This is a genomic window from Spirillospora sp. NPDC049024, from assembly GCF_040649235.1.
GTDB lineage: Bacteria > Actinomycetota > Actinomycetes > Streptosporangiales > Streptosporangiaceae > Spirillospora.
Genome location: NZ_JBEZFD010000001.1, coordinates 481626 through 507544, shown reverse-complemented (window position 1 = coordinate 507544; position 25919 = coordinate 481626). Strand labels below are relative to the sequence as shown.

At 73.5% G+C, this 25919-nt stretch carries 30 protein-coding genes; 17 read left to right on the top strand and 13 right to left on the bottom strand.

What is annotated here, in order from left to right; genetic code table 11:
- The first annotated feature begins 40 nt into the window (after positions 1-40).
- The 8 genes from AB0C21_RS02430 (at position 41) to AB0C21_RS02395 (ending at position 7603) form a co-directional block, all read left to right on the top strand.
- Positions 41-385, top strand: coding sequence for an NADH-quinone oxidoreductase subunit A (locus tag AB0C21_RS02430; RefSeq protein ID WP_149257863.1), 345 nt, complete (start codon positions 41-43; stop codon positions 383-385).
- Complete coding sequence (locus tag AB0C21_RS02425) at positions 376-1254, top strand: hypothetical protein (protein WP_500202282.1); 879 nt, start codon at positions 376-378, stop codon at positions 1252-1254. Before AB0C21_RS02430 ends, AB0C21_RS02425 begins: the two co-directional genes overlap by 10 nt.
- Positions 1247-2110: a complex I subunit 1 family protein gene (locus AB0C21_RS02420; protein WP_500202281.1), complete on the top strand. Its 864-nt coding sequence runs from the start codon at positions 1247-1249 to the stop codon at positions 2108-2110. Before AB0C21_RS02425 ends, AB0C21_RS02420 begins: the two co-directional genes overlap by 8 nt.
- Before the next feature lie 62 nt (positions 2111-2172).
- A complete protein-coding gene (locus AB0C21_RS02415) occupies positions 2173-2697 on the top strand; it encodes an NADH-quinone oxidoreductase subunit J family protein (RefSeq protein WP_500202280.1) in 525 nt (174 codons plus the stop codon).
- Positions 2694-2999, top strand: coding sequence for an NADH-quinone oxidoreductase subunit NuoK (gene nuoK / locus AB0C21_RS02410; RefSeq protein ID WP_353821325.1), 306 nt, complete (start codon positions 2694-2696; stop codon positions 2997-2999). Before AB0C21_RS02415 ends, nuoK begins: the two co-directional genes overlap by 4 nt.
- Complete coding sequence (locus AB0C21_RS02405; RefSeq protein ID WP_500202279.1) at positions 2996-4729, top strand: proton-conducting transporter transmembrane domain-containing protein; 1734 nt, start codon at positions 2996-2998, stop codon at positions 4727-4729. The genes nuoK and AB0C21_RS02405 overlap by 4 nt, the downstream gene beginning before the upstream one ends.
- Before the next feature lie 4 nt (positions 4730-4733).
- Positions 4734-6221: a complex I subunit 4 family protein gene (locus AB0C21_RS02400; RefSeq protein ID WP_500202278.1), complete on the top strand. Its 1488-nt coding sequence runs from the start codon at positions 4734-4736 to the stop codon at positions 6219-6221.
- Positions 6221-7603 (top strand): NADH-quinone oxidoreductase subunit N, encoded by a 1383-nt coding sequence (locus AB0C21_RS02395; protein WP_500202277.1) that lies wholly within the window; start codon positions 6221-6223, stop codon positions 7601-7603. Before AB0C21_RS02400 ends, AB0C21_RS02395 begins: the two co-directional genes overlap by 1 nt.
- 29 nt (positions 7604-7632) lie before the next feature.
- Here AB0C21_RS02395 and AB0C21_RS02390 read toward each other — a convergent pair whose 3' ends face one another.
- The 4 genes from AB0C21_RS02390 to AB0C21_RS02375 all read right to left on the bottom strand — a co-directional run bounded on the left by AB0C21_RS02390 (position 7633) and on the right by AB0C21_RS02375 (position 10986).
- The gene (locus AB0C21_RS02390; RefSeq protein WP_500202276.1) at positions 7633-8352 is read right to left on the bottom strand and encodes an alternative oxidase; all 720 of its coding nucleotides are present in this window, start codon (positions 8350-8352) and stop codon (positions 7633-7635) included.
- 129 nt (positions 8353-8481) lie between these two features.
- Entirely contained in the window at positions 8482-9624 is a 1143-nt protein-coding gene (locus AB0C21_RS02385; RefSeq protein WP_500202275.1) for a glycoside hydrolase family 113 protein, read from the bottom strand.
- Positions 9625-9745: 121 nt separating this feature from the next.
- Positions 9746-10144: an NUDIX hydrolase gene (locus AB0C21_RS02380; protein WP_149257854.1), complete on the bottom strand. Its 399-nt coding sequence runs from the start codon at positions 10142-10144 to the stop codon at positions 9746-9748.
- A 5-nt stretch (positions 10145-10149) separates the two neighbouring features.
- Positions 10150-10986, bottom strand: coding sequence for an SAM hydrolase/SAM-dependent halogenase family protein (locus AB0C21_RS02375; RefSeq protein WP_500202273.1), 837 nt, complete (start codon positions 10984-10986; stop codon positions 10150-10152).
- Positions 10987-11039: 53 nt separating this feature from the next.
- Between AB0C21_RS02375 and AB0C21_RS02370 the strand changes: the two genes are divergently transcribed.
- The gene (locus AB0C21_RS02370) at positions 11040-11978 is read left to right on the top strand and encodes a LysR family transcriptional regulator (RefSeq protein ID WP_500202272.1); all 939 of its coding nucleotides are present in this window, start codon (positions 11040-11042) and stop codon (positions 11976-11978) included.
- Here AB0C21_RS02370 and AB0C21_RS02365 read toward each other — a convergent pair.
- The 5 genes from AB0C21_RS02365 to AB0C21_RS02345 all read right to left on the bottom strand — a co-directional run bounded on the left by AB0C21_RS02365 (position 11975) and on the right by AB0C21_RS02345 (position 15567).
- Positions 11975-13207: an NAD(P)-binding domain-containing protein gene (locus AB0C21_RS02365; RefSeq protein ID WP_500202271.1), complete on the bottom strand. Its 1233-nt coding sequence runs from the start codon at positions 13205-13207 to the stop codon at positions 11975-11977. The two genes, AB0C21_RS02370 and AB0C21_RS02365, sit on opposite strands and share 4 nt — an antisense overlap.
- Positions 13208-13286: 79 nt before the next feature.
- Positions 13287-13586: a DUF202 domain-containing protein gene (locus AB0C21_RS02360; protein ID WP_149257850.1), complete on the bottom strand. Its 300-nt coding sequence runs from the start codon at positions 13584-13586 to the stop codon at positions 13287-13289.
- Positions 13583-13969 (bottom strand): YidH family protein, encoded by a 387-nt coding sequence (locus tag AB0C21_RS02355; protein WP_149257849.1) that lies wholly within the window; start codon positions 13967-13969, stop codon positions 13583-13585. The genes AB0C21_RS02360 and AB0C21_RS02355 overlap by 4 nt, the downstream gene beginning before the upstream one ends.
- Positions 13970-14078: 109 nt before the next feature.
- Positions 14079-14717 (bottom strand): MerR family transcriptional regulator, encoded by a 639-nt coding sequence (locus tag AB0C21_RS02350; protein WP_500202270.1) that lies wholly within the window; start codon positions 14715-14717, stop codon positions 14079-14081.
- Between the two features lie 130 nt (positions 14718-14847).
- Positions 14848-15567, bottom strand: a complete 720-nt coding sequence (locus AB0C21_RS02345) for an IclR family transcriptional regulator (RefSeq protein WP_141577631.1) — start codon at positions 15565-15567, stop codon at positions 14848-14850.
- A 98-nt stretch (positions 15568-15665) separates the two neighbouring features.
- On the opposite strand from AB0C21_RS02345, the gene leuC reads away from it, so the two are divergent.
- From leuC to AB0C21_RS02325, 4 genes are all read left to right on the top strand, one after another.
- Positions 15666-17117, top strand: coding sequence for a 3-isopropylmalate dehydratase large subunit (leuC, locus tag AB0C21_RS02340; protein WP_500202269.1), 1452 nt, complete (start codon positions 15666-15668; stop codon positions 17115-17117).
- 11 nt (positions 17118-17128) lie between these two features.
- On the top strand, positions 17129-17716 hold the full coding sequence (leuD, locus tag AB0C21_RS02335) for a 3-isopropylmalate dehydratase small subunit (protein WP_500202268.1): 588 nt from the start codon (positions 17129-17131) through the stop codon (positions 17714-17716).
- Between the two features lie 167 nt (positions 17717-17883).
- A complete protein-coding gene (locus tag AB0C21_RS02330; RefSeq protein WP_500202267.1) occupies positions 17884-18117 on the top strand; it encodes an SCO5555 family protein in 234 nt (77 codons plus the stop codon).
- Positions 18118-18275: 158 nt separating this feature from the next.
- Positions 18276-18554 carry an HU family DNA-binding protein gene (locus AB0C21_RS02325; protein WP_026403810.1) on the top strand — a complete coding sequence of 93 codons (279 nt, stop codon included), beginning with the start codon at positions 18276-18278 and terminating at the stop codon, positions 18552-18554.
- 88 nt (positions 18555-18642) lie between these two features.
- On the opposite strand, the gene AB0C21_RS02320 is transcribed toward AB0C21_RS02325, so the two are convergent.
- Positions 18643-18855 (bottom strand): cold-shock protein, encoded by a 213-nt coding sequence (locus tag AB0C21_RS02320; protein ID WP_500202266.1) that lies wholly within the window; start codon positions 18853-18855, stop codon positions 18643-18645.
- 10 nt (positions 18856-18865) lie between these two features.
- Positions 18866-19543 carry a 2-phospho-L-lactate guanylyltransferase gene (cofC, locus tag AB0C21_RS02315; RefSeq protein WP_500202265.1) on the bottom strand — a complete coding sequence of 226 codons (678 nt, stop codon included), beginning with the start codon at positions 19541-19543 and terminating at the stop codon, positions 18866-18868.
- A gap of 84 nt (positions 19544-19627) precedes the next feature.
- Between cofC and AB0C21_RS02310 the strand changes: the two genes are divergently transcribed.
- The 3 genes from AB0C21_RS02310 to AB0C21_RS02300 all read left to right on the top strand — a co-directional run bounded on the left by AB0C21_RS02310 (position 19628) and on the right by AB0C21_RS02300 (position 22820).
- A complete protein-coding gene (locus AB0C21_RS02310; protein ID WP_500202264.1) occupies positions 19628-20617 on the top strand; it encodes a lysophospholipid acyltransferase family protein in 990 nt (329 codons plus the stop codon).
- Between the two features lie 17 nt (positions 20618-20634).
- Positions 20635-21624: an NAD(P)H-dependent glycerol-3-phosphate dehydrogenase gene (locus AB0C21_RS02305; RefSeq protein ID WP_149258085.1), complete on the top strand. Its 990-nt coding sequence runs from the start codon at positions 20635-20637 to the stop codon at positions 21622-21624.
- Between the two features lie 71 nt (positions 21625-21695).
- Positions 21696-22820, top strand: a complete 1125-nt coding sequence (locus AB0C21_RS02300; RefSeq protein ID WP_500202263.1) for a D-alanine--D-alanine ligase family protein — start codon at positions 21696-21698, stop codon at positions 22818-22820.
- A gap of 70 nt (positions 22821-22890) precedes the next feature.
- Here the strand turns inward: AB0C21_RS02300 and AB0C21_RS02295 are convergent, their stop codons facing one another.
- A complete protein-coding gene (locus AB0C21_RS02295) occupies positions 22891-24762 on the bottom strand; it encodes a beta-propeller domain-containing protein (RefSeq protein WP_500202262.1) in 1872 nt (623 codons plus the stop codon).
- Between the two features lie 159 nt (positions 24763-24921).
- Here AB0C21_RS02295 and AB0C21_RS02290 point away from each other — a divergent pair, with 159 nt between their 5' ends.
- Positions 24922-25494, top strand: a complete 573-nt coding sequence (locus AB0C21_RS02290; protein ID WP_500202261.1) for an acetamidase/formamidase family protein — start codon at positions 24922-24924, stop codon at positions 25492-25494.
- Here AB0C21_RS02290 and AB0C21_RS02285 read toward each other — a convergent pair.
- Positions 25491-25829, bottom strand: coding sequence for a carboxymuconolactone decarboxylase family protein (locus tag AB0C21_RS02285; protein WP_500202260.1), 339 nt, complete (start codon positions 25827-25829; stop codon positions 25491-25493). The genes AB0C21_RS02290 and AB0C21_RS02285 overlap by 4 nt on opposite strands.
- Positions 25830-25919 lie beyond the last annotated feature (90 nt).

The following is a 25919-nucleotide window of genomic DNA, read 5'->3' as shown; positions in this document are numbered from 1 at the left end:
TAAAGGGCGACTAGCAGGTGACCCGTACCCCGGAGGGGCAATGCCGCCGTTCGCCGCCGTCCTCTCGGTTCTCGGGCTGGTGGCGGCCCTGGTCGCCGGGGTCTACGCCGTCTCGTCCGCGGCGGCGCCCCGCGCGTTCGAGAGCGGGCCGTTCCTGTCGGGGGCGCGCCCGGCCGAGCACGCGGTGTCGCGCTACCACGTGCGCTGGTACACGGTGTCGATGGTCTTCCTCGCCTTCGACATGGAGATGGTCTTCATGTACCCGTGGGCGCTCGTCGTCGCGTCGATCGGCGTCAAGGCGGTCGTGGAGATGTTCGCCTTCCTGGCGCTCCTGCTGGTCGGCGTCCTCTACGCGTGGCGGGAGGGGGTGTTCCGATGGGCCTGACACGGTCCCCCGGCCTGAGGCGGTTCGCGGTGCCGCGCCCGTTCGTCGTCTCGGCTGCGGACGGCGCGCGCGACCGCCTCGCGGTCGAACGCGCGCTGCGAGGCCGCCGGTGGCGTCCCGCCCTGTCGCCCGCCGAGACCGGGATGCTGGTGGTGTGCGGGAACCCCGGGCCCGCGCTGACCGAGGCCATCGACGTGGTCTGGCGCGACATGCCCGAGCCGCGCGTCCGCGCCGCGGCCCCCGACCTGGACGGGGAACCCGGGGACCCGCGCCCCGCCCTGGACCTGGAGGCCGACATGGCCGACCGCGCCGACGACCGGGACGGCCTGAAGCTGGACGTCCTGCACGTGCCGCTCGGCCCCGTCCTGTCGTACTGGCCCGCGGGGTTGCGCGTGGACCTGACGTTGCAGGGGGACCTCGTCCAGGCGGCCGAGGTCACCGCGGTCGACACCGGCGGCGGAACGTTCTGGACGGAGGAGCGCCAGGCCGCGTCCCGTCTCGACAGCCTCTCCCGGCTCCTGCGCGTGGCGGGCTGGGAGGCGGCCGGAGAGCGCGCGGCCGTGCTGCGGGACGAGGCGCTGGAGCGTGCTTCCGACGACGTGCTGGTGCGGCGGTTCGCGTCGTTCGCCCGGATGGTCGGGCGATCGCGCGCGCTGGCCTGGATGACGCGGGGCTTCGTGAAGGACCGGATGGACGGCTGGCTGCGCGACATCGGCGCGGCCCTGGAGGGACGCCCCGTCCGGCCGCGCCAGAGCTGGGACGAGACGGCCGCCGTCCTGCCGGTGCTCCTCCAGGGGGCGGAACTGGCCCGGGCCCGGTTGATCGTCGCGAGCCTGGATCCCGATCTCGGGGCGGTCGCCGATGGTTGAGGTGCTGGTCCTCGGCGTCCTCGCGGTGGCGGCGGCGTCGCTCGGCGGCGCGTTCGCCGGGCGCCCGGCCGAGCCGTTCCGCGAGGCCGCGCGGCTGCTGACGACGCAGCGGCGCGTCACGGCGAGGGCCGACGTGCTGCTCACCAGGATCGGGGTCGTGTCGCTGCCGGTCGCGGCGGCGCTGGCGGCGCTGGTGGTGCCGCTCGGCGACCGCGTCGCGGTCGGGACGCGGATCGGCGTGGTCTGGTTCAACGCGATGGAGGTCGCCGCCTGGGGGTCGGTGTGGCTCGCGGGCTGGGGCGTCAACTCGGCGTTCGGCCTGGTCGGCGGCTACCGGTTCCTCGCGCAGGGGCTCGCCTACGAGCTGCCGCACATGTTCGCGCTCATCACCGCCGGGCTCGCCGCGCACTCGCTCGACCTGCGCGCCATCGGGCAGGCGCAGGACGGTCTGTGGTTCGCGGTCTGGATGCCGGTCGCGTTCGCCGTCTACCTGGTCTCGGCGGCGGCGATGGCGTTCTGGGGTCCGTTCGACCATCCGTTGGGCGACGACGTCGCCGGCGGCGTGCTGGCCGAGTTGTCCGGGCCCGACCGGCTCGTCTTCCTGGCGGGACGCTACGGGCTGCTGGCGGTGGCCTCGGCCGTCGCGGTCCCGCTTTTCCTCGGCGGCGGTGCGGGGCCGCTCCTGCCGGCGTGGCTGTGGTCGCTGCTGAAGACGTGCGCCGTCCTGGCCCTGCTGGTCTGGACGCGGCAGCGCCTGCCGGTGCTGCGCATGGACCGCGCCATGACCGTGGCGTGGACGGTCCTGATCCCGGCCTCTGTGCTGCAAATGCTCGTCGTCGCGATCGTCGTCGTATGAGGGGGTGTGCGGGAGGGGCGCGTGTGGGGAGTCGCGCATGGACCGCGTGAGGAGGGAGCGCTGTGGAGGCCGTCGCGTTCTGGGTGCTGGCCATCGCCGCCGTCGGGGCGGGCGTCACCGTGTTCGTCGTCGACTCGATGGCGCGGGCGACGTTCGCGCTGCTGGCGTCGTTCCTGTGCGTCGGCGGCGAGCTGCTCCTGATCGACCTGCACTACCTCGGCGTGCTGGTCGTCCTCATGATGATCATGGAGATGCTGGTGATGGCGGTCTTCATGGTCATGTACATGATGAACCCGGGCGGGCTGATGCCGATGACGATGCTGCACAACAAGCGCGGCGCGCTCGCCATCTCCGGCGCCGCGTTCGCGGCCCTGGCCGCGGGAGTCCTCACCGTCCCCTGGCCGGAGCGGGCGGGCCGCGCGCCGCGCGATCCCACGGTGGCGCTCGGTGAGGCGATCATGGGGCCGAAGATGCCGGTCATGATGGTGATCGGCGTCGCCATCCTGGCCACCATGATCGCGTCGGTGGTGCTGGCGGCGCACCGGGGCCGCTACGACCCGCGCGACGACGGGCACGGTGCGCGATGACGCTGGAGGCGTTCCTGCTGCTCGCGGCCGCGCTGTTCTGCGTCGGGCTGTTCGGGGCGCTGTCGCAGCAGTCGATCGTGATGCTGATGATGGGCCTCGAACTCATGATCAACGGGATCGTGGTCGCCGCGGCCGCGTTCTGGTTCTGGGTGTCGCCCGGCATGGCGGACGGGCAGGTGCTCGTCCTCGTCGCGATCACGGTGATGGCGCTGGAGATGGCGATGGGGTTCGCCGTCGTCACCGCCCTGTTCCGGGCCCGCGACGTGGACATGACCGACGACGCGGGAGATCTCAAGGGATGAGCGGACCGGGCCAGGGCGCGTTCCTTCCCGGGTGGCCGGGCGGGCTGGCGGTCGACGGGCTGTCCGCCGTCCTCCTCGTGACGCTCGCCGCGGTCCTGGCGGCGGTCCTCGCCTTCGCGGCGGCGGAAGGGTACGGCGCCCGCTTCCACGGCCTGATGCTGCTGTTCGCGGCGGCGATGGCCGTCACGGTGACGGCGACCGACCTGGTGCTGCTGCTGATGGGCTGGGAGGTCATGGGCGCGATGTCGTACGCGCTCATCGGTTACGAGTGGTCGGACGCGCGGCGGGTCCGGTCGGCCGGCGTCGCGTTCCTGACCACCCGCGCCGCCGACATGGGCCTCTACGCGGCGGCGGGCTTCGCGGTCGCCGGCGCCCACTCCCTGCGCCTGGACGACCTCGCCGCGGCCGGCGCCCCCTGGCGGGACCTGATCGCCGCCGGGCTCGTGGTGTCGGCTCTCGGGAAGTCGGCGCAGCTCCCGTTCTCGTTCTGGCTGTCGCGCGCCATGGACGGCCCGAGCCCGGTGTCGGCGCTCCTGCACTCGGCCACGATGGTCGCCGCCGGGGCGTACCTGCTGATGCGCGTCCATCCGCTGCTGGCCGCGACCGGTTGGGCGGCCACGCTCGTGTGCTGGGCCGGGGCGGTGACCGCGCTGGTCCTCGGTGCCGTCGCGCTTGCGCAGCGCGACCTGAAACAGCTTCTCGCCGCGTCCACGTGCTCGCAGATCGGGTTCATGGTTCTCGGTGCGGGCGCCGGTGCGGTGGGCGGCGGGACGGCGCAGCTCGTCGCGCACGCCGCGGTGAAGAGCCTCCTGTTCCTCTGCGCGGGCGTGTGGCTGGGCGTGCTCGGAACGCGGCGATTGGACGCGCTGCAAGGCGCGGCGCGGCGCCACCGGACGGTCGGCGCGGCGTTCGGCGCCGGGGCGCTCGCGCTGGCCGGTGTCCCGCCGCTGTCGTTGTGGGTCACCAAGGACGAGGTCCTCGCCGGCGTCGGCGGCTCGCCCGCACTCCTCGCGGTGGGGCTCGCCGCCTCCGTCCTGTCGGCCGCCTATGCCGCGAAAGCGCTGCTCGCCGCGTTCCGCCCGGCCGGAGGCGGCGCCTTCCGGGTGCCGTTCCCGCAGCAGGCGCCGCTGGTCGTGCTGGCCTTCGCGGCGGCCGTGCTCGGAGTTCTCGGCGTCCCCCCGGTCGCGGACGCCTGGCGGCGGATGCTCGGCGTGCCGGACGAGAGCGGGCCCGACCCGTGGCTGGTCGCGCTCTCCGGTGTCCTCGCCGTGGTCACCGTGGGCTCGGTCATGGCCGTCCGGCGGATCCCGGAACCCGGGTGGGCGGTGAACTGGCTCTGGCTGGAGAGCGCCGCGTCGGCCGTGGCGGTCCGTCCGGCGTTCGCCGCCGCGCGGGCGCTGGCCCGCTTCGACGACCGGGTGGTCGGCCGCGCCGCGGAGGCCGTGGCGGTCCGTCCGGCGTTCGCCGCCGCGCGGGCGCTGGCCCGCTTCGACGACCGGGTCGTCCACGGCGCGGTCCAGGGCGTCGCACGCGGCGGCCAGGCGGTCGCCGGGCTGGCCGGGCGGCGCGTCGAGCTCCGGGTGGACGGCCTCGTCGCCGCGGTCGGGCGCGCGGCCCGGGGGCTGGGCGCCCTCGCGCGTCGCCCGCAGACCGGACAGGTCCACATGTACTACGCCCAGGCCGCGGTGGTGCTCGCGGTGCTCGTCGTCGTCGCCGTCCTGGTCGGGTGAGCCCTTGCTGAATCTGGTGATCTTCCTTCCGCTGGCGGTCGCGCTCGTGCTGCCCGCCGTCCCGCGCCGCGCCGTCCCGTACACGTGGATCGGCGTCACCGTCCTGGACCTCGCCCTCGTCATCGGGATGTGGGTCGCGCACGGCACCGGCGGCGGGATCGCGTACGAGACGAACGTGCGGTGGATCCCGTCCGTCCGGGCCGGTTACCACGTCGGCGTGGACGGCCTGTCGCTGCCGCTGCTGGCACTGACCGTCGTCCTGTTCGCGGCGTGCGCCGTGTACTCGCTGCGGCACACGCACCGGGTGCGGGCCTTCGCGATCCTGTTCCTCTTCCTGGAGACCGTGTGCCTGGGGCTGTTCGCGGCCCTCGACCTGCTGCTGTTCTTCGTCTTCTTCGACCTGTCGATCGTCGGCATGTACTTCGTGATCCTGCTGTGGGGGCACGGGGACCGGTCGCGGTCGGCGCTGACGTTCTTCCTCTACACGTTCCTGGGGTCGCTCGTCCTGCTGCTCGGGTTCATCGGCCTCTACCTGGGAGCCGACCCCCACACGTTCGACATGGTCGAGCTGACCCGCACCCCGCCGCTGGCCGGACGGAGCGGGCCGGCGGCACTGACGCTCCTCGCCGTCGGGATCGGCCTCGGCATCAAGACGCCGGTCGTGCCGTTCCACTCCTGGCTGCCGCCCGCGCACGTCGACGCGCCCGCCGCCGGGTCGGCGATCCTCGCCGGGGTCATGCTGAAGATGGGCACCTACGGGCTCGTCCGGATCGCCATGCCGATGCTCCCGGACGCCTGGCGCCGCTACGCCCTCGTGTTCCTCATCGTGGGACTGGTCGGCGTCCTCTACGGGGCCTTGGTCGCGCTGGCGCAGGACGACGTCAAGCGTCTCGTCGCGTACACGTCCGTCAACCACATGGGCTACATCGTCCTCGCGTTGGGCGCGGCCGGGTACGCCGCCGGCGACGCCGACGCGCGGCGGCTCGCCGTCACCGGCGCGGTCACGCAGATGGTCAGCCACGGCCTCGTCACCGGCGCGCTGTTCCTGCTGTGCGGCGTCCTGTACGACCGGGCGGGCAGCTACGACCTCGGGCGGTTCGGCGGGATCGCGCGCGGCGCGCCCGTCTTCGCCGCGCTGACCTCGGTGGCCGCGTTCGCCTCGCTCGGGCTGCCGGGCCTGTCCGGGTTCGTCGCCGAGTTCCAGATCTTCGCCGGGACGATCGGGAGCGGCACGGCGGCGACGGCCGTCATCGGCTCCCTGGCCGTCACCGGCATCCTGGTCACGGCCGCCCTTTTCCTGCGCGTCCTGCACCGCGCCGTGGTCGGGCCGCCCGGCGAGCTGACCCCGCTGGTCACCGACCTGCGGCACCCCGAACTGGCCGCGCTCGTCCCGCTGCTGGCGCTGTCGCTGCTCATCGGCGTCGCGCCGCGCGTGCTGCTCGACACGATCGAGCCGCTGTCGGCGGCCGTCGTCGGGCTGGTCGGCCGCTGATGAACGAGAACCCCGCCGACCTCGCCCCCGAACTGTGCGTGCTGGCCGCGGCCGTCGCGGGGCTGGTCGCCGGGATGTTCCTGCCCCGGGTGCGGCAGTGGCCGGTCGCGGCGGTCTGCTCGGCCGGGCTCGTCGCGGGGCTGGCCTTCGCGGGGGCCGCGGCGGACCGTCCCGCCCTCATGGCCTTCGACTCCTTCTCCGTCGACGCGATCACGCACGTCACCCGGATCACCGTGCTCGGCTCGACGCTCGCCGTCGTCCTGCTGGCGGCCGGGCAGGTCCGCGACCACCCGCGCGAGAGCGAGCACTACGTCCTGCTTCTGCTGTCCGCGCTCGGGACCATCATGCTCGGCGCCTCGTCCGACCTGCTGGTCCTGGTCGCCGCCTACCTGCTGGTGAGCATCCCCGCCTACGCGCTCGCCGGGTTCGGCAAGGACGCGCCCGGGACCGAGGCCGCGCTGAAGTACTACCTGATGGGCGCGCTGCTGGGCGTGCTCATGCTCGGCGGCGTGGCGCTGCTGTCCGGAGTGGGGCGCGGCACCGCGTACCCGGTGCTGCGGGCCGGGCTCGCGGACGCGCCCGCGGCGGCGGTCGCGGCGGGCCTCGTCGCGCTCCTCGCCGGGCTGCTGTTCAAGGCGGGCGCCGTCCCGGGCCACTACTGGGTGCCGGACGTGACCGAGGGCGCCCCGCCCGCCGTCGCGGCGTTCGTCACCACCGTCCCCAAGATCGGCGCGTTCGCCGCCCTCTACCGGTTCGGCGCCGAGACCGCCCCGGCCGGCTGGCCCGCCCTCCTCGCCGTGATCGCGGCGGCGACGATGACGCTCGGCAACCTCGCCGCGTTCGGGCAGGACAACGTCCGGCGCCTGCTGGCGTACTCGACCGTGAGCCAGGCGGGCTACCTGCTCGTCCCGGTCGCGATGGCGGGGCGCACCGACCTGGCCCGCCCCGCGCTCCTGTACTTCCTCGCCGCCTACGCGGTGACGAACCTCGGCGCCTTCGCGGTCGTGCTCGCCGCCGGCCGCGACGACCTGGCCGGGTACGCCGGGCTGCTGCGCGCCTCCCCGCCCCTCGGGCTGTCCCTCGTCGTCTGCCTGCTCGGCTTCGTCGGGACGCCGCCGACCGCCGTGTTCGTCGGGAAGGTCCTGATGTTCGGCGCCGCGCTGGACGGCGGCTACACGTGGCTCGCGGTGGTCGCCGCCGTGAACAGCGTCGCCAGCGTCTTCTACTACCTGCGCTGGATCGTCCCGCTGTTCCGCCGCCCGTCCGGCGCGCCGCGCCGGGCGTCCGGCGCCACCGCGGCGGCCACCGCGGTCGCCACCGCCGCCGCGCTGCTCTCCCTGGCCCTTGGCATCGCCGGCGGCGCCGCCCTCGCCGCCTCCTGACCCGGCCGCTGCCAGGCGTTCCGGCACCGTCAGTCCTGGAACCGGGGAGCCCGCATGTTGACCAGGCTGTCGAGCTTGTGGACCCGCTCGTCGTGGCCGATCTGGCGGAGCAGGTCGGCCAGCGACGCGTGGTGCCCGTACTGGGCGGCGTAGGTCGTGGGCGCGGGGGCGTGCTCCAGTTCGGGGTGCTCGGCGACGTACGCCATGTACTCGTGCTCCGCGTGGTCCTCGAAGTCCGCGTTGAGCCGGTAGCTCATCTCGGGCCGCAGCAGGAACAGCAGCCACGACACGTGGTAGTAGAAGAACGCCACGAGCCACGGCGCCAGCCGGTGCAGCACGAACGACTGCTTCAGGCCGTCCCGCTGGACGATGTCCTGCAGGATCAGCAGGTGCCACTGCTCGTTGTCCTGCTCCTCGCGGGTCTCGACGATCCGCTCGTACACCCGCGTGGCGAGCGCGGAGCGCCGGCGGTGCCGCGACAGCGACAGGTAGCCCATCCGCTCCCACGCCTGGTAGGGGACGCGGGCGATGAACTCCAGCATCGTGAACTTCACGAGCGTGCGCTCGCGGCCGTAGACCAGGTCCATCTGCTTGAACAGCATCCGGGCCAGGAGGCCGTGCTTCAGGCGCGGGCCTTGCAGGGTCTCGGTCTGCGCGGCGCGCAGCTCCGCGGGCGAGAGCTTCGGCGGACCGCCGTGGGGATGGACGGGGGCGTCGGGGCGAGTGATGGTCTGCGTCGTGTTCGTCATGTCCATGATGCTGCGGGTACGGCACGCGGCCGGGCATCGGCCGTACAGCGGCACCTGTGCTACGACTCGCCGATCACAGCCGCCCTGGCCGCGTACCGCCCCCGGCGTAGGGGAGCCCCCCGAGAACGCCTAAGGGGCGTAGCGGCGGGCGAGGGTGCGGAACGCGAGCTTCGGCTCGAAGTGGCCGGTCTTCTCGTAGCCGAGGCCCGTCTCGGGAGGGAGCACCTTGACCAGGGAGAACCCGGCCATGTCGAGGTCCCTGGCGGGGTCGGGGGAGTAGGGGCCGTCGGGCTCGATGAAGTCGTAGACGAACGCGCCGTGCACGCCCTCGGCCTCGTAGACGTCCAGCAGCTCGGAGATGTAGCGGGCCTGCGTCCGCTCGTCCCGGACGAACCCGGGCGGGATGGCGGGCGGGTCCTGCGACCAGTCGACGATGTCGAACCCGTCGCCGCCGCGCTTGTCCGCGCCCCGGTACGTGCAGCACCCGAACTCGGTGATGACGACGGGCTTGCCGAACCGGTGCAGGGCCCGGACCTCCTGGGCGTAGGTCGCCTCGTTCGTCTCGTCCCGGTACAGGTCGACGCCCACGACGTCGAAGCCGCGCCAGGCGACCTCCTCCCAGACGCCGGAGGTGTAGGTGAGGCGGCCTCCGAACAGGGGCCGGACCGTCTTGAGCGCCCGTGCGAGGAACGCGTTCAGCCGCTCGTTGCAACCCTCGCCCGCCGGGGTTCCGAGGTTGGCGGCCCGCTCCCTCCAGTCCTTGCCGGGCACCAGCCCGGCCATGAAGATCGTCAGCTCGCAGCCCACCGAGATGCCGACGCCGGGGTGGGTGCGGCGGAGCCCTTCGGCCGCCTTCGCGACGGCGGCGAGGAACTTCAGCGTGGTCCGCGCGTCCCGGTCGAACTGGCGGGCCTCGAACCACACGAACATGCCCTCCCGTGCCGCGCAGCGCGCCGCGAGCATGAGGCGCCGCAGGTCGGAGCCGAGCAGGATGATCGCGTTGCAGTGCAGGTCGCGGCGGATCGCCCGGATCTCGCGCCGCACGTACGCGGGCTTCCACACCTCGCGTTCGGTGTCGTAGTTGACGCCGTGCTGCGGCAGCCGCCGCCCGCGCGCGAGTGCCGCGTCCGCGGTGCCGGTCATCGCGTCCCAGGCGACGACGGCCGCCCCGGACACGGCGGCCGCGGCCGTCCCGGCGAGCACCGCCCTGCGGCTGATCCGCGCCGTGATCATCTGGGCCCCGGTCTTCTGTGGCCCGGTCTTGTCTGACATGTCTGCCCCTCGCTGGTCGAGCCGCCCGTCCCCGAGCCTTCCCGGGACGGGCCGCCAGGGCAGCGGCCACCGGACCATGCCGCGGCGACCAAAGTCGCGGGACGCGGGATCCGAAGGTCGATCAGGCGAGCAGGCCGTGCTCCTCGGCGAGGTCGAGGGCCGCCTGCGCGGCCGGCGCGAGCAGGTGCCGTTCGCCGCGCCCCACGTAGACGTACTCGTCCACCTCGCCCGCCGCGGCCATCGCGCCCCGGTAGGCGGCGGTGAAGCACGCCATGCGGACGTGGGCGAAGTCGGGCTGGTCGTGGGCCGGCGCCCGGATGACGCCCAGCTCCCGGAAGGACGTCCGGTCCAGTTCGAGGTCCAGCTCCTCGCGGACCTCACGGGACAGGGCCGACCAGTCGTCCTCTCCCGGCTCACGCTTCCCGCCGGGCAGGTACAGCAGGTCGCGGCCCCGGGAGCGGACGGCGAGCATCCGGCCGTCCGAGACCTGGATCCACGCGACGACGTCGAGATCTTCCACGCCGATCAGTCTTCCGCAATCCGGTCGGCGGCGGTGCGGAGGGTGAGGGACCGCACGTCCGCCAACCCGAAGGTCTCCCGCGCGGAACCCTGGTTCACCGCCAGGCCCAGCCAGCCGGACGAGTCGATCCACAGCAGCGGGGCCCCGACCGCGACGCCGCCGAAGGTCTCCTCGAACGTCACGCGCAGCGTGCCGGAGGCGGTCCCGGACCACGTGACCTCCAGCGGGGTGCCCGGGGCGAGCTCGCCGAACGCCGCCGCCAGGTCCGTGCGCTCGGCGCCGAGGACGAGGCTGCCGAAGCGGTCGGTGTACAGCACGGGGGCCGTCAACTCCCCGCCGCTCACCGAGGGCGGCGGGACGTCCAGCGGCTGCGGCTCCACCGGCGCGCCGAGGTCGGCCACGGCGACCCCGGAGGCGATGTGGGCGGCGGCGGGGGAGAAGACGTCGCGGCCGTGGAACGAGGTCGACACCTCGGGCAGCCGGTAGGCGGGGTTCTCCAGCGCATGCGCCCGGACGGCGCCGCCCAGCTTCGCCGCGGCCGGGACGAGCAGGCCGTTGTCGGGCCCGACCAGCACGTCCCCCCGCCCGGTCTCGATCGCGACGGGCAGCCGGGGGGTGCCGACCCCCGGGTCGACGATGCCGACGTGCACGCCGACCGGCAGGTACGGCAGCGCCTGGCGCAGCAGCATCGCGCCCTCGCGGACGCCGTACGGGGTGATCTCGTCGCTGAGCACGAGCACGTTCGCCGCCGGGGCGATCGAGTAGACGACCCCCGCGCAGATCGCGGTGTAGGCGGCACCGAAATCGGTCGCCAGACTGACGAACGGACGGCTCTCGACCATGCGGCGATGCTATCCGCGCTCCCCCTCGCGGCGGTGCCCGTATGCTCCGGGGAGTGCGTGCCGAAGCCCTCGACCCCGTCCTGCTGCGGACCTTCGTGGCCGTCGCCGACCTGGGCTCCTTCACCGCCGCCGCGGCCGCGGAAGGCTATACCCAGTCCGCCGTTTCGCGGCAGATCGCGACCCTGGAGGACGTCTGCGGGGTGGAGTTGTTCGCGCGGGGCGCCCGGGGCGTGCGGCCGACGCCCGCCGGGGAGTACCTGCTCCCGCACGCGCGCGGACTCCTCGAGCGGCTCGCCGACACCGCCCGCGCGCTCGACGGGCTGCGCCGGCTCGACACCGGGACCCTGCGGCTCGGCGCGTTCGCCACCGCCAACGCCGCGCTCGTCCCCCGCGCGCTCGCCCGGTTCCGGGCCCGGCACCCCGGCGTCCAGCCGCTGCTCCGCGAGGGCACCACCGACCGCCTGCTGCCGATGCTGGAGGCGGGCGACCTCGACATCGCGCTGGTCAGCACGCACAAGGTCCCCTCGATCGCCGCCGACGGCCTGGTGGCGCTGCTGGACGACGCGCTGCTCGTCGCACTGCCGAGCGGCCACCGGCTCGCCGGTCGCGAGCGCGTCCCGTTCGCCGAGCTGGCGGACGAGCCGTGGATCGTCGCCGACGACCCGGAGGCGATCGCGGCGCTGCGCACCCGGTGCGAGGCCGCCGGGTTCGTGCCGCGGACGCCGCTGCGGGTCGCGGAGTGGATCTCCAAGCTGGGGCTGGTCGCCGAGGGCTTCGGCGTCACGCTCGTCCCGGCGCTGGCGGCGTCCGCCCTGGCGCGGGACGGTGTCGTGCTGCGCGCCGTGGCGTCCGACCAGCCGCGCCGCGCCGTCTACGCCGCGGTCGGCCGCCACGCGCGCAGGTCCCCGGCCGTCACCGCGTTCCTTGCGGACCTGCGCGAAGTGGCCGAGGACCTGCGCCCCGGCGACGGGGCCGGGGAGCCGAGGCCCTAGGGCACCGCTGCGACGATCTCCACCTCCAGCAGGGCGTCGGGGTGGAACAGGCGGGACACCTCGACGGTCGTGCTGGTCGGCGGCGGGCCGGTGAAGTACCGCCTGCGGACGGCGCCGTACTCCCGCAGCCGGTCCATGTCGGTGATGAACGTCCGGATGTTGACCACGTCGCCGAAGCCCGCCCCGTGCGCGGCGAGGATCCGCTCCAGCAGCGAGAGGATCACCTCCGACTGGCGGGTCATGTCGCCGGGCTTGTCCACCTGGCCGTCCTCGCCCAGGGCGATCTGCCCCGACACGTACAGCATCGGGCCCTGGGTCACGTACGCGGTGTGGGAGTAGGCGGGGTTCGGCGGAGCCGGAACGGTTTCGGGGTTGCCGAGCGTGAGGCGCATCGCTGGGGTCCTTCTGATGTGGTCGGTGAGTGCGACGAGGTCGTGGCCGCCCAGCCCGGCGGCGAGCGCTGCGTCCGTCCGCGCCCTGACGGCGGAGAGGACGCCCGCGGGCGGGGAGCCGTCCAGGGCCAGGCCGATGTCCTTGGCCGCCAGCGCGAGCGTGAAGCGCGGCGGCTCGCCGCCGGTGTGCTCCTTGAGGCGGCGGGCCTGGGGGCTGATGCGCGCCAGCGCGTCGAGGGCGAGACCGGAGTCGACGCCGAGCCGGTCGGCCACGGCCAGCGCCTCGCCGAGGACGGCGAAGCTCCCGACGAGGGCTCCGTTCACCACCAGCTTGAGCGCCGCGCCCGAGCCGGGCGGGCCGACGTGCCGGACCTCCCCGAGGGCCGCCAGCGCGCCGGCGCAGCGGGCGAGATCGTCCTGCGCGGCGCCGGCGAGGATCACCAGCTCGCCCGCCTCCGCGTGCGGGACGCTCCCGGAGACGGGCGCGTCGACGTACCCGATCCCGTCGGGCAGCCGGCTCCGGACGCGGTGGACGGCGTCCGGCCCGATCGTCGACATGTCGGCGATCACGGCGCCGGGCGGCAGGGCGGGGACGGCGCCGTCCGGGCCGAACAGCACGTCCTCGACGGCGGCCGCGTCGGTGAGCATCGTGACGACCAGCTCGCGGTCCCGGACCGCCTCGGCGGGCGTGCCGCGGACGGCGGCGCCGGACCCGGCGAGCGGCGCGGCCCGGGCGGGCGTGCGGTTCCAGACGGTCAGGTCGTGCCCGGCGGCGGCGAGCCGGCGGGCCATCGGGACGCCCATGCGTCCCAGTCCGAGAAAGGCGATTCGTGTCATGGCGCGATCGACGCTAGGCGCCGAACGGTCATGTCACCAGCGAAGACTTCGCACCTCAGCCATGCGGGGAACGCATGCCTCAGAACGCGAAGGCGGCGGCGACCGCCGCCAGCAGCACCGCCAGACCCGTCGTCATCAGGATCGAGGCGGGGTCGGCGGCGCCCGTCCGGGACGGGAGGCGCCGGTGGTGGAAGCTCATCCGGGTGCGGCGGAACATCAGCGCGGCCCCGCCGCACACGACCGCCGCCGCGAGGACCGTGCCCGTCGCCGACGGGGCGAGCCGCACGCACAGCAGCCCCGCGCCGATCAGCGACAGCGTGGTGCGCGACCACGCCAGCGCCGTCCGCTCCGGCTGCGCGCCCGGGTCCTGGAGCCTCACCGGGTCACCAGGACGACGACCAGCAGGACGACCGCGCAGACCGCCAGCCCGTAGGAGATGACCGGGGCCAGCGCGGGCGGCGGCAGCGTCTCGGCGCGGCGCAGGGCGCGCTCGATGCGCAGCCACCGGCGGAACGCGAGCACCGCGACCAGGGCGCCGCTCCCGGCGAAGGCGACCGCGAGGCCCTGCCGGAGCGGCGAGTCGATCAGCTCGCGGGCCAGCGCGAGGGCGATCCCGCCCGCGACCAGCGCCAGTGCCGTGCGGATCCAGGCCAGGAACGTGCGCTCGTTGGCCATGGTGAAGCGCGGGTCGGGGTCACTGCCCTCGGCGAGAAGGCGGTCGGTCCACCTGCCGGAGGACTTCGGAGATCGTGTCGCGGTCATCGCCTTTCATATTAGGCGAGGACGTGAATTTCCTAATTTCGGGGCTTCAGTCGGGGCATGAATGGTAATTCCGACTGACTATCCCGGAAATGCCTGGTGGGAGGGGCGGTCACGGTCGCGGCGGCGTGCCGAACCGGCGTGCCGAGGCGTCCTCCTGGGCCAGCCTGTGCAGGGCCGTGAGGACCTGCTCGTAGAGGATGGTGGAGACGAGCAGGGAATGGACGGTCCGGGCCCGCGGGGCGCCCTCGCCGACCCGCCCGATCTCGTGCTCGGCGACCTCGGCGGCCGCCTTCACGTAGGGGCGCAGGTCCTTGAGGGTGATCGGGAAGCCGAGCCGGCGCAGCGCCACGAACGCGTGCGCCAGCAGGTCGCGGGCGGGGGCGCGGTCGCCGACGTGCCAGTCGAGTTCGCGGACGAGGGCGTCGACGTCCTCGCGGGCGGCCCGCCAGTGCGGGTCGTGCGGGGCGGCGACGTGCGGGCCGACCGCGTGCTGCGTGGTGGCGAACAGCTCGTGCATGCCGACGCGGTCGTCGTCGACGGCGCCGATGATCTCCTGGATCGCCGAGATCGGCAGGTCGCCCACCTCGCGCAGCGCGCTGATCAGCCGGAGCCGCTCCAGGTGCCGCACGTCGTACTCCGACCGCGTCGCGCTCACCATCGAGCCCTTCGGCAGCAGGCCCTCCCGGATGTAGAACTTGATCGTCTGGACCGTGAGGCCGCTCCGGTCGCTGAGCTCGGAGATCTGCACGTTGCACCCCCTTGACCGGAGGCCAACGCTAGCGAGGTCGGACGGGCGGAGACGGGCACACGCCGATGTCCGTCCGGCTTGTGGTGATTCGCGACACGGCCGGATCAGGACGGGCGATCAGGACGGGCGATCAGGACGCCGTGCGGCGCATGCCCTCGGAGATCTTCTCGGCGGCGGCGGCGACCGGCGCGGCGTGCAGCCGTCCGGGGGAGCGGGTGAGCCGCTCCAGGGGACCGGACACCGAGACGGCGGCGATCACCCGTCCGCCGGCGCCGCGGATCGGGGCCGAGACCGACCCGACGCCCTGCTCGCGCTCGCCGACGCTCTGCGCCCAGCCCCTGCGCCGCACGGACGCCAGCGTCGTGGCCTCGAACTTGGCGCCGCGCAGCCCGCGGTGCAGCCGGTCGGGCTCCTCCCAGGCGAGCAGGATCTGCGCGGCCGACCCCGCCGTCATCGGCAGCGCCGCGCCGACCGGGATGGTGTCGCGCAGGCCGCTGGTGCGCTCGGCGGCGGCCACGCAGACCCGGACGTCCCCCTGGCGGCGGAACAGCGACGCGCTCTCGCCGGTGTGGTCGCGGAGTTGCGCCAGGATGGGCTGTGCGATCGCGAGCAGGCGGTCTTCCCCTGCCGCGACCGCGAGCTCGGCCAGCCGCGGACCGAGGATGAAGCGCCCCTGCGTGTCGCGGTGGACGAGGCGGTGGTGCTCCAGCGCGACGGCCAGCCGGTGGGCGGTGGGGCGGGCCAGCCCCGTCGTCTGGACGAGCTGGGCGAGCGAGGCCGGGCCGGCCTCCAGCGCGTTCAGTACGAGCACCGCTTTGTCAAGTACGCCGACTCCGCTAGAGTTGTCCATGTCTTGATATTGCCGTCTCGTAATTTGAGATGCAAGTCGAGGTGACCGGGACCACGGCGCGCCGACGCGCCGACGACCAGCACAGGTGAGGTGGAGTGATGGGCCGAACACTGGCCGAGAAGGTGTACGACGCGCACGTCGTACGGCGCGCCGAGGGCGAACCCGACCTCCTCTACATCGACCTGCACCTCGTCCACGAGGTCACGAGCCCGCAGGCGTTCGACGGGCTGCGGATGGCGGGCCGCCAGGTCCGCCGCCCCGACCTGACGATCGCCACCGAGGACCACAACGTCCCGACCACCGACCTGCTCAAGCCGATCGCCGACCCGGTGTCGCGCACCCAGGTCGAGACGCTGCGCAAGAACTGCTCCGACTTCGGCATCCGGCTGCACCCGATGGGCGACGACGGCCAGGGCATCGTGCACGTCATCGGCCCGCAGCTCGGCCTGACCCAGCCCGGCATGACCGTCGTGTGCGGCGACTCGCACACCTCCACGCACGGCGCGTTCGGCGCCCTCGCGTTCGGGATCGGCACCAGCGAGGTCGAGCACGTCCTCGCCACGCAGACGCTGCCGCAGATCCGCCCGAAGACGATGGCCGTCACGGTCGAGGGCGCGCTGCCCGAGGGCGTGACCGCCAAGGACCTGATTCTCGCGATCATCGCCCGGATCGGCACCGGCGGCGGCCAGGGCCACATCGTCGAGTACCGCGGCGAGGCCGTCCGGTCGCTGTCGATGGAGGGCCGCATGACGGTCTGCAACATGTCCATCGAGGCCGGCGCCCGCGCCGGGATGATCGCCCCCGACGAGACCACCTTCGCCTACCTCAAGGGCCGCCCGCACGCCCCGCAGGGCGAGGACTGGGACCGGGCCGTCGAGTACTGGACGTCCCTGCGCACCGACGACGACGCGGTCTTCGACCGGGAGGTCGTGATCGACGCGGCCGGGTTGACGCCGTTCGTGACCTGGGGGACGAACCCGGGCCAGGGCCTGCCGCTCGGCGAGTCGGTGCCCGACCCCGCGTCCTTCGACGACCCGGTCCAGCGCCAGTCGGCCGAGCGCGCGCTGGAGTACATGGGCCTGACCGCCGGGACGCCGCTGCGCGACATCGCGGTCGACACCGTCTTCGTCGGCTCCTGCACCAACGGCCGCATCGAGGACCTGCGCGCCGTCGCGGCCGTGCTGGAGGGCCGCAAGGTCGCCGACGGCGTCCGGATGCTGGTCGTCCCCGGCTCCATGGAGGTCAAGAAGCAGGCGGAGAAGGAGGGCCTGGACGCGGTCATCTCCGCCTCCGGCGCCGAGTGGCGCGAGGCCGGCTGCTCGATGTGCCTGGCGATGAACCCCGACAAGCTCACGCCCGGCGAGCGCAGCGCCTCCACGTCCAACCGCAACTTCGAGGGCCGGCAGGGGCCGGGCGGGCGCACGCACCTGGTGTCGCCCGCCGTCGCCGCCGCGACCGCCGTCACCGGCCATCTGGCCGCGCCCAGTGACCTCGGCGAAGCCGCCGGGGGGCCTGGGGGGTCGTCCCCCCAGAATGACACTGACCTGTAGAAGGAGCCACGATGGAAGCGTTCACCACCTACACCGGGCGCGCGGTGCCGCTGCGCCGCAGCAACGTCGACACCGACCAGATCATCCCCGCCGTGTGGCTCAAGCAGGTCAGCCGCACCGGCTTCGACAAGGGCCTGTTCTCGGCGTGGCGCGAGGACCCGGAGTTCGTCCTCAACCAGCCGCAGTACGAGGGCGCGGGCATCCTGGTGGCCGGGCCCGACTTCGGCACCGGCTCGTCCCGCGAGCACGCCGTCTGGGCGCTGCAGCAGTACGGCTTCCGCGTCGTGATCGCGCCGCGCTTCGGCGACATCTTCCGCAACAACTCCACGAAGATGGGGCTGCTGCCGGTCGTCCTCACCGGCGAGCAGGTCGAGACGCTGCAGGACGCGGTCGAGAAGGACCCCGCCCTGGAGATCACCGTCGACCTGCGCGAGCGCGAGGTCCGCTGGGGCGCGGACACCGCGTCCTTCGAGATCGACGACTACACCCGCTGGCGCCTCATGGAGGGCTTGGACGACATCGGCCTCACGCTGCGCCACGCCGACGCCATCGGCGACTTCGAGAACGCCCGCAACCCGCTGCTCCCCACCACGCTGTAGCGCGGAGCGGATCCGCGACACGCCGTCCGCGGCGCCGGCCGTCCGGCGCCGCGACGCGCCGAACCTGCCCCGAACGCGCCGAACGCACCCCGGACGCGCCGGCCGGCGGGGGCACGAGGGAGAATTCTCCCAGTGTCCGAAGACCGCCGACCGTTTGGGGATACCAGATGAGCACGGCCCCGTGGACCGGGCCACAGTGGGACGATCCGGCGTTGACGCAGCTAGCACGCCAGTTGCGTGACGCTCATCGGGCCGTGGCCCCGCTCCCGCCGCAGGACCGGCAGCGGCTCATCCGGCACCTGCTGGCGATCACCGATCTGGCGAAACGGGACGCCGAACTGGCCGCTCGCAGGCTGGACGCGTTCCTCGCCGATTTCCAAGACGGCCCCGACGTCGGTTAGCGTGCGCAGTGGCCGGATCCGGTCCGGTCACCGGGCGAGACGGGGGCGAGACCGACAAAAACGCCAGCGACACGCCATCGTTTGCGTGCAGGTGATTGTGTCCATGGTGGAGGTCCCTTAGTTTCGTTCGGGCAAGGGGGGAACTAGAGGAGTAACCCATGAACAAGCGTGAGCTGGTCGACGCCATCTCTGACCGGCTGGGCAGCAAGAAGGCCGCAGCCGAGGCCGTCGACGCCATCCTGGAGGCGATCCAGACCGCCGTCGCCAAGGGCGACAAGGTCGCGATCACCGGGTTCGGTTCGTTCGAGAAGGCCGACCGGCCTGCCCGCACGGCCCGCAACCCCGCAACGGGCAAGACCATCGAGGTTCCCGCGACGTCCGTGCCGAAGTTCAAGGCGGGCGCCGACTTCAAGAACCTGGTGGCCGGCAAGAAGTAAGTGCTTCACCGTCTCAGCGCCCGGGTCCGCACGGCCCCGGGCGCTGATGCGTTTCCGGACCCCGCCGACCGGCGCGAGGGGCGGACGCTCAGGCGGGCGGGGCGGGCAGCGGGAAGGTCGACAGCGTCACCACCGAGATCCGGTCGCCGGCCAGCGCGAGGTTCACCCGCTGGCCGAAGCGCAGCAGCCGCAGGCCGCCCGCCGCGAACGCCTCGGCGTCGAAGGGCAGCTCCGTCCCGTCGTCGAGGAGCACGCTCCCCGAGCGGGTCTCCGCGTCGAACGCCTTCACCGTCGCCTGCATGCCCCAGACTCTAGGCCAACGAGGGCAGCCGGGACGCGACGGCCGTGGTGCGCGGACCGGCGCCGAGGGCGAGCGCCGCGCGGAGGTCGTCCGGGGTGTCGACGTCGCGGCGTACGCTGTCGGTACCCGGGAGGAGGATCTCCCGGGCGCCGCGGGCGCGGTGGGCGGCCCGCGAGTCGCCGCCGAACGCGGGGGAGAACGGGACGCCCGGGCGGGCCGTGTAGAGCGTCGTGCCGACTCCGGCGGCGTCCGGTACGAACGCCTCGGGCGCGGCGCCGGCGGCGTCCAGGACGCGAGCGAGTTCAAGGGGTCGCAAAGCGGGCAAGTCGGCTGAAATCGCTCCGACGCCCGCGTCGGCGGCCAGCTCGCGGCCCCGGTCGGCCCCATAGACCAGGGCCGGGTTCAGACCGGCGTCCGGCACGTCCGGAACGATCCGGGCGCCGAGGGCGGCGAGCTCCGCCGCCGGAAGGGGATCGTCGGTGACTACGATCACGTCGCGGACCCGGTCGCAGCGCAGCGCGGCGGCGACCGTGTCGGCCGCGACGGCGAGCGCGAGGGCCTCCCGGTGCGGCCCGGCCGCGGCCGACATCCGGGTCTTGGCCTTGGCGAGGACCTTCACGGGGACGACGAGCGACCACCGGAGCAGCGGCGTTCCGGGCGCTTCCGCGGAGGGTGCAGGTGTAGACATGGCAACTCGACACTATGCGCCCGCAACCGCGACACTTGAGGACACCCCAGGTTCACCTGGGGGACGGATCGAGGGAGGGGCGAGATGAGCGCAGCGAAGCAGGGGGTCGCCCCCTCGCAGGAGGGACGCCCGGGCCACCGCTACTCCCCGGGGTGGCGCATGCTCACGATCGTCATCCTGCGACCGCTGCTGTTCGGGCTGCTCAAGCGCGACTGGCGCGGCCGGGGCAACGTCCCGCGCAAGGGCGGCGTCATCATCGCCGCCAACCACATCTCCGAGTCCGACCCCCTCGCGCTCGCCCACTTCGTCTACGAGTCGGGCCGCTACCCCGTCTACCTGGCCAAGTCCACGCTGTTCGACGTGAGGTTCATCGGGGCGGTGCTGCGCGGCACCGGCCAGATCCCGGTCTACCGCGACAGCGCCGACGCCGCCCTCGCCCTCAGGGACGCCGCGCAGGCCCTGCGGGACGGCGAGTGTCTGATGTTCTACCCGGAGGGCAGCTGCACCCGCGACCCCGAGCTGTGGCCGATGACGGGGCAGACCGGCGCCGCGCGGATGGCGCTGACGACCGGCGCCAAGGTCGTCCCGGTCGCGAGCTGGGGCGCGCACGAGCTGATGCCCTACAAGAAGGGCGAGCAGACGGGCCTCCGGGGCAGCCTGAAGAAGGGCTTCCACCCGCTGCCCCGCAAGAGGATGCAGGTGATCGCCGGGCCGCCCGTGGACCTGTCGAAGTACGACGGGCTCCCGCTCGACCGCGACACCCTGCGCGCCGCCACCGACGACATCATGGCCGCGATCACCGCCCTGCTCGGCGAGCTGCGCGGTGAGGAGCCGCCCGCCGTGCCGTACGACCACCACAAGGTGCTGGAGGAGCGCCGCCACGCCGCCGAAGCCGCCGAGGCGGGCAGAGCCGCCGGGGCCGCGGAGGCGGGCAGAGCCGCTGGGGCCGCGGAGGCGGGCAGAGCCGCCGGGGCCGCGGGCGCGGCCAAGGGCGCGGTTCCCGAGCAGGCGAGACCCGCCGGGCCGGAGGCCGCCGGGCAGCGCGCCGCAGAGCCGAAGGCGGCCGACTCGTGACCTTCCGTACCGCGGTGATGGGCTCCGGATCCTGGGGCACGACGTTCGCGATGATGCTGCACGACGCCGGCGGCGAGGTCACCCTGTGGGGGCGCCGCCCGGAGGTCGTCGAGGGCATCAACGAACGCCACGAGAACACCGACTACCTGCCGGGCATCCCGCTCCCCGAGGCGATCCGCGCGACCCTGGATCCGGCGGAGGCCCTCCGCGGCGCCGACTTCGTGGCGCTCGCCGTCCCGGCGCAGACGCTCCGGCAGAACCTCGGCGGCTGGGTGCCGCTGCTTCCGCGCGAGGCGGTCCTGGTCAGCCTGATGAAGGGCGTCGAGCTCGGCACCACCCGCCGCATGTCGGAGGTGATCCGCGAGGTCGCCGACGTCCCCGAGGAGCGGGTCGCGGTGTTCAGCGGCCCGAACGTGGCGCGCGAGATCGCCACCGGCGAGCCCAGCGCCGCCGTCGCCGCGTGCGTGGACGAGGACGCCGCGCGGGGCCTCCAGGCCGCCACCATGACGTCCTACTTCCGCGTCTACACCTCCACGGACGTGATCGGCGTCGAGCTGGGCGGCGCGGTGAAGAACGTCGTCGCCCTGTGCGTCGGGATGTCGGTGGGGCTCGGGTTCGGCTCCAACACCCAGGCCCTGCTGATGACCCGCGGGCTGGCCGAGATCGCCCGGCTGGGCGCCGCCCTCGGCGCCGACGAGCACACCTTCGCGGGCCTCGCCGGGATGGGCGACCTCGTCGCCTCCTGCGTCTCGCCCCTCGCGCGGAACCGGACGTTCGGCGAGAACCTCGGCCGCGGCATGACCCTGGACGAGGTCATCGCCGTCACCAAGCAGACCGCGGAGGGCGTGAAGTCGGCCGAGGCGGTGCTGGAGCTGGCGCGCAAGCACAACGTGGAGATGCCGATCACCGAGGCGGTCACCGCCGTCCTGCACCGCGGCATGCCGATCAAGGAGGCGGCGATCTCGCTGATATCGCGGTCTCCGAAGCCCGAGCGGTACGGGGTGTGACGGCGTGACCGCGCCCCGCACCCGGTTCGCTCGTGGCCGACCCGTGCTGATCACCGGTAGGGTCGGGCGTCATGTCCCAGGTTTCTAGGATCCGCGTGGCCGTGGTGTTCGGCGGGCGCAGCTCCGAGCACGCGATCTCCTGCGTCACCGCGGGCGCCGTCATGGCCGCCATCGACCGGGACCGGTACGACGTGGTGCCGATCGGCATCGCCCGCGACGGGCGCTGGGTGCTCCCGCCCGGGGACCTGAGCCTCGCGATCGAGGGCGGCCGGCTGCCCGAGGTGACCGGGGAGGGCGGCGTCCTCGCGCTGCCGTTCGACCCCGACAGCCGCGGCCTGATGGTGATCGAGCCGGGCGCGGTGCCCGCGACTCTCGGCGACGTCGACGTGGTGCTGCCGCTCCTGCACGGCCCCTACGGCGAGGACGGCACGATCCAGGGCCTGCTCGACCTCGCCGGCATCCGCTACGTCGGCGCCGGCGTGCTGGCCAGCGCGGTCGGCATGGACAAGGGGTTCATGAAGCTCGTCTGGCAGGCGCGCGGCCTGCCCGTCGGCCCGTACGTGCTGGTCGGCGACCGGGAGTGGCGGCGCGAGCGCAAGCGCAAGCTCGACGAGATCATCAGGGAGCTCGGCCTCGCCGAGGGGACGCCGGTGTTCGTCAAGCCGGCCCGCGCCGGGTCGAGCATGGGCATCACCCGCGTCACCGACGAGTCCGACCTGGAGGCCGCGGTCGAGGCGGCCCGCGAGCACGACCCGAAGGTCATCGTGGAGGCCGCCGTCGAGGGCCGCGAGATCGAGTGCGGCGTGCTGCAGGGCGTGGACGACGGCCCCGCCGAGGCCAGCCTGCCCGCCGAGGTGCTGATGGCGGGCGACCACGACTTCTACGACTTCGAGACCAAGTACCTCGACGGCTCCACCACCATGGCGATCCCGCCGGACCTGCCGCCCGCGGCGATCGAGGAGGTCCGCCGCATCGCCGTGCAGGCGTTCGACGCGCTCGACTGCGAGGGCCTCGCCCGGGTCGACTTCTTCCACACCCCGGACGGCCGCTGGATCCTCAACGAGATCAACACGATGCCGGGCTTCACCCCCGCGTCGGCGTTCCCGCAGATGTGGGCGGCGACGGGGCTGGACTACCCCGCCCTGGTCGACCGGCTCATCCAGACGGCGCTCCAGCGCTCGACGGGCCTGCGCTGACCGCTCTGCGGTGCGGTCGGCGGCGCCGTGTCGTCCGGCTTGGCGGTCGGGGCGGCTTGAGCGCGGTGCGTCAGTCGTAGGGGAGCCAGTCGCCGCCCTTGAGGGTGGACGCGTCGACGGCGTGCGCGCCGTCGGCTGAGAACGTCCAGAGGGTGCCTCCGATGACGAGCGATCGGCTGACGCCGCCTTGGAGTTCGCCGGGGTGCCGGACGGATCCGGCCTCGGTGATGTCGGTACCGGTCACCTTCAGGGCGAGGGCCCGGGGCGCGCCGCCGTCCCGCAGCGCCACCGGGATGACCGTGAGACCGGTCTTCGGCCAGTACAGGAACGCGTGCGGGTCGAACTCCGTCTGCGAGTTCGACCCGGGGAGCCTGTAGGCGCCGATCCGGCGGGGCTTGCCGGAGACGTCGAAGAGGGAGACCTGGAGGCCGCTCGTCCGGCCGGAGGGGTCGGCGTCCTGCCCCACGCCGAGCAGCTTCCCGTCCGCCGTGGGATGCAGGTACGCCGAGTAGCCGTTGATCTTGAGTTCGCCGGTGGCGCGGGGGTGCCGGGCGTCCTTGAGGTCGACGACGTACAGGGGGTCGGTCTGCCGAAACGTTACGACGTAGGCGGTGTCGCCCATGAACCGGACGGAGTGGATGCGCTCGCCCTTGCCGAGGCCGTCGAGGCGCCCGACCTGGTCGAGGCGGGAGCCGTGCTGGGCCAGGACGTACACCGAACTCTGCGACGTCCTGCCGCCGGGTTCGAAGGTGCCGGATGTCGTGGCGAGGCGGAGGTCGCCTTCATGCTCCGACATCGAGTACTGGTTGAGCAGGGAGCCCTTCACCGACCCGGAGGCCGCGTACCGGGGGCGTCCGGCACCGCCGACGTCGAACTTGTGGACGTCCGTGCGCGGTTCGACCGCCTTCTTGCGCGGCGGCGCGTAAGGCGCCGAAGGCGAGCCGGTGACGTAGAGGCTCCTCCCGTTGCCGTAGACGGTCGAGCCGTCGGCGGCCACCGCGACCGGCAGCGGGTCGGCGAGGCCCTTCGCCAGATCGAACGTCAGCACGGTCAGCATCGAGGAACCCGCGTGCGAGGCCGGGCGGCTGACCTGGTCGCACGGGGTCCGGTACGTCCGGCCGCCCTCGATCTCGAAGGACGGCAGCCAGGCGTCGAGCGGGGCCTTCAGCACCGCCTCCCGGTTCGCCTCGGTGGACTTCTTCAGGCCGTTGCCGCCCGGGAAGTAGATGCGCGGCTCCGACCTCACCACCACCCGGACCGTGGAACCGGTCTGCCGGGCGTCCAGGTAGTCGGCGCCGGACGTCATCGTCCCGACGACCTTCGGCTTTCCGGACAGATCGACCAGCGTCAGGCGCATCGTCTGCGCCGGCAGGGGCCCCGGCCGCGACGGTTTCGCGGCGCCCGGCTCCGGCCCTTTGAAGGCGACGGCCCTCGTCTGCCGCGTCAGCACGAGCACACGGTCACCGCTCAGCAGCAGCTCCCCGGTGTCGTACCGGGTGCCCTCCGGGATCTTCAGCGTGTGCGTCACCTTGCGCGACACCGGGTCGATGACCCTGAGCCTTCCCTGCGCGAACGCGACGATCCTGCGGCCGTCGGTCTTCACCTGGTCGGGCTCGTCCGCGCCCGGCTCGTGCGAGTTCGTGGCGGAGTGCTCGGGAGCGGGCGCGGAGGACCTCGACTCCCCGGGCGCCCCGCCGGCCATCGGAGCCTTGCCCAGCGCCGCGATGCCGTCGCGGGGCACGCCGTCCAGCCCGTACGGGCCGACCTTGTCCAAGGTGGCGCGGCGCAACTCCTCGTGGAGCACGTCACAGCTGTCATAGGCGACGAGCCGCACCGGCGGCCGCTCGGTGTTCCGGTCGGATACCTCTCCTGACGGGGTACACCCCGCGACCCCGGAGAACAGGAGCGTCGTCGCGACCGGGAAGAAGATGCGCCCACGCATGGACGTTGGACGCTCGCGTCCGCCGCCCGGTTCCCATGCGCCGCGGGATTTCCGGTGATGGCCGTCTTACGCGAGCGTCAGCACACCGAAACCGTCCGGAAACAGCGGCCCGCCACGATCGGACCACCGCCTGATCCCTGCTGGAAGGAGCGCTGCCCGATGCCCTCACCAGCCGTGTTCGACCTCGACGACCCCGGGATGCGGGATGTTCTCGGACACTCCCACTGGCACCCCGACATCGCGGGCGTCGCGGAGGTCATCACGGGCGGCTCCGTCCGGATGGAGTGCCCCGGCCGCGAGCCCGGCGGCGGTGCTCTGCTCTGCGGTCCGCTCGTCGTCGTCGGCGCGGAACCCGGAGACGTGATCGTGGTGGACGTGCTCGCCGTCGGACGCCCCGGAGGCGGCCGCGACGCCGGCGGCCACCCCGGGGTCATCGGCTGCGCGCCGTCCGACCCGGTGGCCGTGCCCGGCGACGCGCGCGGCCGCGACGTCGGCGGATGCCTCATCGCCCCGCTCGCCGCCGGGTCGCGCCTCCTGCTGCCGGTGCACGTGCGCGGCGCGAAGCTGTCCGTGGGCGACCTGCACTTCCCGCGGCGCGGCGCCCCCGACTGCGCCGAGGCCGGCAGGGCAGGCTGGATCGACCTGCGCGTCAGCCTCACCCGCCAGGGCGTCGAACGGTTCCGCGTGGCCGGGCCGATGCTGATGCCCGCCCCGTCCCCGCGGCTCTGCTAACCGTCCCGCCGAGCGCGCTTCTCGTGCCTGGCGATCAGTGTGTCGATCTGGACGCACAGCTTCGAGCCGAGCGGCCAGCCGACGTAGTGGGTCAGGAAGACGCCGATCTCGCGCAGTTCGTCCGGCGACAGCTCCCCGTTGCCGAGCGCCGCCGGGATCTGGATGTCGAGGACGTCGTTCAGCCCCTGACCGGCGAGCGCCCCGATGAGGAGCAGCCGCCGGTCGCGCATGCTCAACCCGGGACGCGTCCAGATCTCCCCGAAGAGATGCTCGACGGTGATACCGAAGAAGTCACCGGGCCCGTCCGAGACCTCCCAGCCATAGACCTGCCGCATCATCTCCAACCCGCGCGCACGCCTACTCTCCGCCGGGGAGGCACCCTCCACACCCCCCGGTTCGCTTCGCTCATTCGTGTCGTCTGTGGG